This window comes from Microcystis sp. LEGE 08355, assembly GCF_015207185.1.
Taxonomy (GTDB): Bacteria; Cyanobacteriota; Cyanobacteriia; order Cyanobacteriales; family Microcystaceae; genus Microcystis; species Microcystis panniformis.
Window position 1 is genome coordinate 1 of record NZ_JADEXI010000240.1, and the last position, 6,697, is coordinate 6,697.

The 6,697-nt window shown below is 43.0% G+C and carries 7 protein-coding genes; all 7 read right to left on the reverse strand.

The annotated features are described in order from the left end of the window. Positions 1-102 precede the first annotated feature (102 nt). The 7 genes from IQ242_RS13180 to IQ242_RS13210 all read right to left on the reverse strand — a co-directional run bounded on the left by IQ242_RS13180 (position 103) and on the right by IQ242_RS13210 (position 6,590). Positions 103-1,077 carry an MvdD family ATP-grasp ribosomal peptide maturase gene (locus IQ242_RS13180; protein WP_193960279.1) on the reverse strand — a complete coding sequence of 325 codons (975 nt, stop codon included), beginning with the start codon at positions 1,075-1,077 and terminating at the stop codon, positions 103-105. Between the two features lie 53 nt (positions 1,078-1,130). Next, the gene (locus tag IQ242_RS13185) at positions 1,131-2,111 is read right to left on the reverse strand and encodes an MvdC family ATP-grasp ribosomal peptide maturase (protein WP_193960280.1); all 981 of its coding nucleotides are present in this window, start codon (positions 2,109-2,111) and stop codon (positions 1,131-1,133) included. Between the two features lie 278 nt (positions 2,112-2,389). Next, positions 2,390-2,542, reverse strand: coding sequence for a microviridin/marinostatin family tricyclic proteinase inhibitor (locus IQ242_RS13190; RefSeq protein ID WP_110578310.1), 153 nt, complete (start codon positions 2,540-2,542; stop codon positions 2,390-2,392). A 398-nt stretch (positions 2,543-2,940) separates the two neighbouring features. Continuing rightward, positions 2,941-3,162: a DUF2283 domain-containing protein gene (locus IQ242_RS13195; protein ID WP_016517288.1), complete on the reverse strand. Its 222-nt coding sequence runs from the start codon at positions 3,160-3,162 to the stop codon at positions 2,941-2,943. Between the two features lie 107 nt (positions 3,163-3,269). Next, positions 3,270-3,596 (reverse strand): CVNH domain-containing protein, encoded by a 327-nt coding sequence (locus IQ242_RS13200; protein WP_002775566.1) that lies wholly within the window; start codon positions 3,594-3,596, stop codon positions 3,270-3,272. A 406-nt stretch (positions 3,597-4,002) separates the two neighbouring features. Then, complete coding sequence (gene rodA, locus IQ242_RS13205; RefSeq protein ID WP_193960281.1) at positions 4,003-5,283, reverse strand: rod shape-determining protein RodA; 1,281 nt, start codon at positions 5,281-5,283, stop codon at positions 4,003-4,005. Positions 5,284-5,528: 245 nt separating this feature from the next. Next, positions 5,529-6,590, reverse strand: coding sequence for an Mrp/NBP35 family ATP-binding protein (locus IQ242_RS13210; protein ID WP_193960282.1), 1,062 nt, complete (start codon positions 6,588-6,590; stop codon positions 5,529-5,531). Positions 6,591-6,697: the final 107 nt, after the last annotated feature.

Sequence of the window (6,697 nt, forward strand, 5' to 3'; positions counted from 1 at the left end):
CCCCACACCCTACACCCTCTTTCAAGTCAGGAGTCGGGGGGGGAAATCTGGAGTCAGAGCCTCGTCGATGCGATCAAATACTCCGGCTCTGTTTTTGTCGGTTTATGAGTTGACGAGGACTTCAGCGATCGCCTGGGAGATGGGAAAATAAGGAGGATAAAGTTCTAGCCAGAAAAACTCGCCAACGGGATTAATTTCTAAAAAGATATAACGTTCATCTGGTGTGACAATCATATCAATTGCACCATAATTAAGACCGAAATATTTCACTAATTCTAGTAGTTGTTTTTCAATAGTTTTCGGTAAATCGTAGGGTTGCCATTGTTGATGGAGCGCTCTTCCCTCTTTTCGCCAATCGTAGATAGCGCCGTCTAATTGTTGGGAATTAATCGCCGCCGTAAATATTTGTTCACCGACGATAGTGATGCGTAATTCCAAGGCTTTAGGAATGTTTTCCTGAAAAGTCATTGGACAAAATTGCAAACCTTCCAAATTATCTAGGTCTTCCTTTGTAACAGGACTGGTAAAAACAACCATTTCCTCTTGCTTGTCTCCATAAATAGCAAATTGAGAAAGCATTTTAGTCACAATTCCCGTCGCTTCAAACTCCTGAGCAAATTGCTTGACAGCTTCAGGATTATTAGAAGTTAAAGTCCCCGGAATTAATAAACCTAATTGTTGCGCCACTTGTAACTGCAATTGTTTATGATTGGCATGATCTACCTTCGCAATTGGATCAAGATGAAAGCCAGATAAACTAGCAATCATTCCTCGAATACTTAACCGACATTCCTTAAGAGAAGCTTCGCGAAATTGACTATCCATCCCATCGGGTAATTTTAGTCCGTATCTCATGCGTCGATACCAGACAGCAGAAACTTCTTTTAGCTCTAATTTTTGTTCTCCATCGGTAATAATTCCGCCTTTTTGACCGCCTGAGTAAAGATCAACTTTCACCTCTGTAGGGAAGCGATCAGTATCAAAACGGAAGGCTTTTTTACCCATCGTTTCTATGGCTTTGATTACCAGAGGAATACTTTCATTATCGTGGCTAAAAGTAACAATTAAAACGGTCATAGATTTCCTTGAAAACTTAGGATTAACAATTTTTTGAGCGCGAGCTTTGCCGATCAACCGAAGACTAAAAAATCAGCGATCGCATTAGAAATAGGTAAATCTAAATCCCGTTCTAACATTCCCCACTCACCACAGGGATTAACTTCTAAAAAAACGTATTCACCCCCAGGAGTTAAGATAAAATCAAACGCCCCAAAATTCAACCCTAAATTAGCCATAAAAATCTGAAGTTGCTGCAATAGTGAATCAGGTAAAGTATGATGTTGCCAAGCACCCGGATCAATACCCGGTCTTCGCCAATCTACGGCTGAATTATTATACTGAGAAGATTCTAAAGCTCCCACAAATGTCTGTCCATTAACCACGACAACTCTCAATTCTAATTGTTTGGGAATTTCCGCTTGAAAAACCATAGGACAATAGCGTAAAGATTCCGCTTCCTCAAGGTCTTCTGCTTTCACCCTACTGGTATAAAGAAAAAATTCCGGCGATTCCATACTTCGGGCGATCGCAGTTAACAATTTACTCACCATTCTTCCCTGAACCTGGGAAAAAAACTCCCGGGCAGCATCAGGATTATTGGTAACTAAGGTAGGGGGAATAATTAAGCCAACTTCTGAGGCCAAACGAAGTTGTAATAACTTATTTTTAGCCCTCTCAATTTGCGCTAAATTATCTAACCAACGCGCTGACCTTAAACTATCCCAAAAACCGGACAAAGTCGTCTGGGATTCTCGCACACAAACCTCCCGAAACTGAGGATCTAAATCTCCTGTTAGTTCAGGTTGCCAAATACGTCTTGTCCAAACAGATTGCACCTGTTCACTATCAATAGATTGATGGTTATAGGTTAATTGATAAAAACTTTTTTTACCATTAAATTGGGCTGCTAATTGAACCTCTAAGGGAAATTTATCGGTATCTAAGCGAAAAGGTGTGGCTCCTTTTTTTTCTATCGCCTCAGCCACGCGGTCAATCGTGAAAAAATCGCCGCTATGGGTCAACAATAAAACAACTTTAGGCGATTCTTTCATATCAGTTGCAAGTCCTTACATTTTAACCCATCTTAAGGCTTTTGGGTCGGTCTTTATTGATCCTAATCTCAAGAAAATGCTGCAAAAAGTCTTGCTTTTGCTTGACTTATTGCAGTATTGGTTTTTTTCTTGAGTAATTACCAAAGTTACTTTACAGCACTTCTCAGGATCTCAACGTGCAGTTTTTTTGGCTGCAAGCCTTGCTTAGTGGCTCCTTTAGCTTTTTGTCTGTACGGTGTAATCAAGAAAAGTGCTGTAATTACTCAAGTGATCTGAGTTTAATACTCTTCCCAGTCAGAAGGGTATTTAAAGGTGCCCCCGTAGGTAGGCTCAGGGGAAGGAGACTTGATGGAAGATTCCTCTTTGCTTACGGACAAGAAACGAGCAAAGAAAGGAAGTGCTTTACCTTGTTGATCGTTGGGATATGCCATAGTTATTCCTCTGGTAATTTTGAGTGAACAAGTTTAATCACTCAGATAAAAACAACCACCTGTACTTACCCCTGAAAGCTTTGCTGTGCATGGCTCTCAGAATCGGGATTGTGCAAATAATTTGCTTTTATTTGGGTGATGGGAAACATCATAAGCACTAATCCGGCCAATGTCAAGCATCTAAGAAAAATTTAAGAAAAATTTCCGCTAAATCATACTAAATCCTTTGCTCCCTGCTCTCCTAAGCCCAATCGTGTTAGACTAACGTAGTTTTTGCCGAGAGAGTAGGTGACTTTAAAAGTGGAGAGACAATTGATAGTTCACGACACAAAAACAACTTTAGGCGATTCTTTCATGTCAGTGGGAAATTCCTGTATTTAAATTTCTTTTTGTCTCTTTTAAGTGGCGACTAATTCCGGTTTAGTGGTCAGAATCGAATATTCGCAAGACTGGGGATTGTCCATCCGCTCTTGAGCATTTAGGATTTCTAACCCCACCACGTTCCCCCACTGGTCATAGTCGAGAATCACCCCCGGACTCTGCTCGTCGCTTTCTGCAATTGGCACATTACTTAAGGTGATTTTGAGAGCATCAACGACTGGATCATAGGTCACTTTCATGGCGTTCTCCAATATTTGCTGAACTACCTACACTTTTCTTGCGGGTAAGTGTAGGTTTTCTACCCAACAGATAGCGGAATCGTGGATTTCTTGCGTCCTCTTCTACCCTATCCGATTTCCAGTTGGCTGTCGTTATTATCGATCTGACTGTCTAACAGTATTTGCGTAGGTTTCCATTCCCCATCCATTGTTTGACAAGTGCATACCAACCATACGGATTGGTCTCCATCCCCGAACTCAAGGTGACAATCTTGGCAGGTTTCTTGGAAGTTTTGATCCCCGAACTGCAATTCCCCATCTATATTACCGATATGGTCACTAAGCCTCAGTTCGGTGGGCATCCATTCTCCATCGCGAGCTTGGCACTCAGCACTCAGGATTGTGCTGTTAGGGTCGTAGTTAATACTGCTGCAAGTGTGCGAAAAATTGGGCATGACAACTCTGTGTGTTAAAAAACAATATGATTCAGCATAGTGCCTTAACAGCCGACATTCCGCACATCTTCATATACTTTTATATATTTTTACATTCCCCAAGATGTTTTAACGAAAAACCTTGATTGTAGAAACTACTATTGAGAACATTTTCAATAATTGATTTTTTCTGAGAAAAAAATTTACAATTCTTCACCTTGATCAAAATCCATCATTGTAGCTATAATCCTTAGGGGCAAGGGTTTGGAAGGAATATATTAGTAAAAATCATCAATTGAATGTTAAGAAGTGCGGAAAGTGGGATTTAATACTCCACACTTAAAACTCAAATCTGATAACTGATAACTGATCACTGATCACTGATAACTGATAACTGATAACTGATAACTGATAACTGCACAACTACTTAGTACAAACGCTTACGGGGGCGATAATTAGCCACGGATTCCACTAAACCCAAGGCAATAAAATTGGTTAATAAAGATGAACGTCCATAACTTAACCAGGGTAAAGGAATCCCTGTAATCGGGGCTAATCCCACGGTCATGCTAATATTAAGAATTGCCTGAAAAGCGATCATCGAGAGAACACCGATCGCTATTAAAGAACCAAAGTTTTCTTTAGCAGTATTAGCAATGACTAACAAACGCCAACAAACTAACCAGAAAGCTATTAAAACTAGAATACTGCCGACAAAACCGAATTCTTCCCCGACTACGGAGAAGATAAAATCGGTGTGTTGTTCGGGAATAAAATTTAATTGGGTTTGGGTGCCTTGGTGTAATCCCCGTCCCAATAATTCTCCCGATCCGATGGCAATGCGGGATTGAATTAATTGATAACCTCCCCCCAAAGGATTCTTTTCTGGGTCAAGAAATAGGGTTAAACGATCTTTTTGATATTCTTTTAATAAACCCCAAAAAACCTCGCCTAATTTACCCACTGCCAGATTAGTTGCCACCACGATGAAAGTAGATAAAAAACGGTAGGGAAGGGTAAACCAAGCAAGCACAGCGATGATAATTGCTAAAACAATCCAAGCAGGAAAAAGTAAATTAAACAGAAAAACCGATGCGAGGGGAGATAAGAGGATAATCATCCAAGGCAGTTTCGCATTAGCCCAGTAAATCATGCCTAGGGTAATTGCACCAAAGACTAATCCCGTCCCCAGGTCCGGCTGCGCCATAATTAACACCCAGGGGATGGCAGTGACGGCAAAGACACGAGCGATCGCAAAAAGATTATCGGCGGGACGATGATGTAGGAGGGCTGCTAGGGTGATAATTAAACCTACCTTGGCAAATTCCGACGGTTGCACGTTAAAACTGCCGATATTAATCCAACTTTGCGCCCCATTCGCCGTCACCCCTAGGACAATTACCGCGATTAGGGAGAGATTGGTAAGAAGATAGGTTAACCAGTGCCATTTGAGCAGACTTTCGTAACGACAACGGGCCAGAAATAAAGCGATCGCCACTCCCCCGGCCCCGAATAACCAGTGTTGCCACCAATCGAGAGCAGTGGTATGTCTTTCGGCACTACGAATCATTAAACCACCAAAAACGGTTAAACCCGTCACTAAAACGAACAAAAGCCAATCAATTTGGGCTATATCACGGAAAATGAAGCTAAACCGCTCACTAAAACCCCTTAGTTTCCTACTAATAAGGGACTGTCTTCTCACCATTTCTCTCCCCAAATTTACTAACTAACTAGGGTTTGCTCAATAAATCTAAAAACATTGTTCGATAATACTTTTAGACCTTTTTGAAATCCAAAAGTACCAGTCTTTGGAGTGATCGGGGGGAAAATTTAGGGACTTTTTCCCTGAAAATGGGTAAAACCCTACACCCTACACCCTGCCCCCCCCCGATGTCGGGGGGGTTGGGGGGGCCACACCCTGCCCCTAGGAAAAACTTTTTGCCGCAAACCCTAACTATAGGCTGCCACGGATACTTTCGCCGCCACCTGACGAGCGATCGCTATTAGGGACTTAGCTGAGGCCGATTCCGGTTGCCCTAAAACCACTGGTACACCAGTATCACCGCCCTCCCGCAGGGATATCTCCAGAGGCACACATCCCAGTAAAGGAATGCCCAATTCTTGCGAGGTTTTTTCCCCACCACCGGACCCAAATAGATCATAGGAGCGATCGGGCTGATCGGGGGGGATAAAATAACTCATATTTTCCACGATACCCAAAACCCGCGCCCCTAGCTGTTGGAACATTTTTAAACCCCGGCGCGCATCAATTAAAGAAACCGTCTGGGGAGTGGTGACAATCACCGCACCCGCTAGGGGGACCGATTGAATTAAAGTTAATTGTGCATCCCCGGTACCGGGAGGCATATCGACGATTAAATAGTCTAAATCGCCCCAGTTGACTTGATAGAGAAACTGACGGATAATGCCGTTTAACATCGGACCGCGCCAGATGACCGGTTGATCGGGGTTGATCAAAAAGCCCATGGAAACCATTTTGATGCCATGGTTGAAAGCGGGTTCCAATATCTCGCCATTTGCGCCCTGTACCGTCACTTGTGCGTCATTTAAGCCCAACATTGTCGGGGCATTGGGTCCGTAGATGTCCGCGTCTAATAGCCCCACTTTTGCCCCTAAATGAGCCAAGGCGACGGCGATATTGACAGCCACGGTACTTTTCCCCACACCGCCCTTACCACTGGAAACGGCGATAATATTTTTAACCCCCTCCACACCTTGGCGATCGGGTAAAGCTTTTTGTTGCGGGGTTTCGGCAGTTACGTCCACAGCGACACTTTCCACCCCGGGCAGCTGTTTAACGGCTTTTTGGCAGTCTTCCACGATAAATTCGCGTAAAGGACAGGCAGGAGTGGTCAAAACTAGGGTAAAGCTAACTTTTCCGCCATCGATCGCCACATTGCGGATCATGTTCAATTCCACTAAGCTTTTTTGCAGTTCTGGATCTTGAACGGGACGTAATACTTCTAAAATCGATGCGGTATCAAGGGGCATGGTTTCAGTGTCTCTAGTCAAGTATTGTTCTTATGGTTATTTATCTTAACCTTGTCGGGGTTGGGTGTTGGATGGTGTTGGGGTGTTAGGGTGTTAGGGTGTTAGGG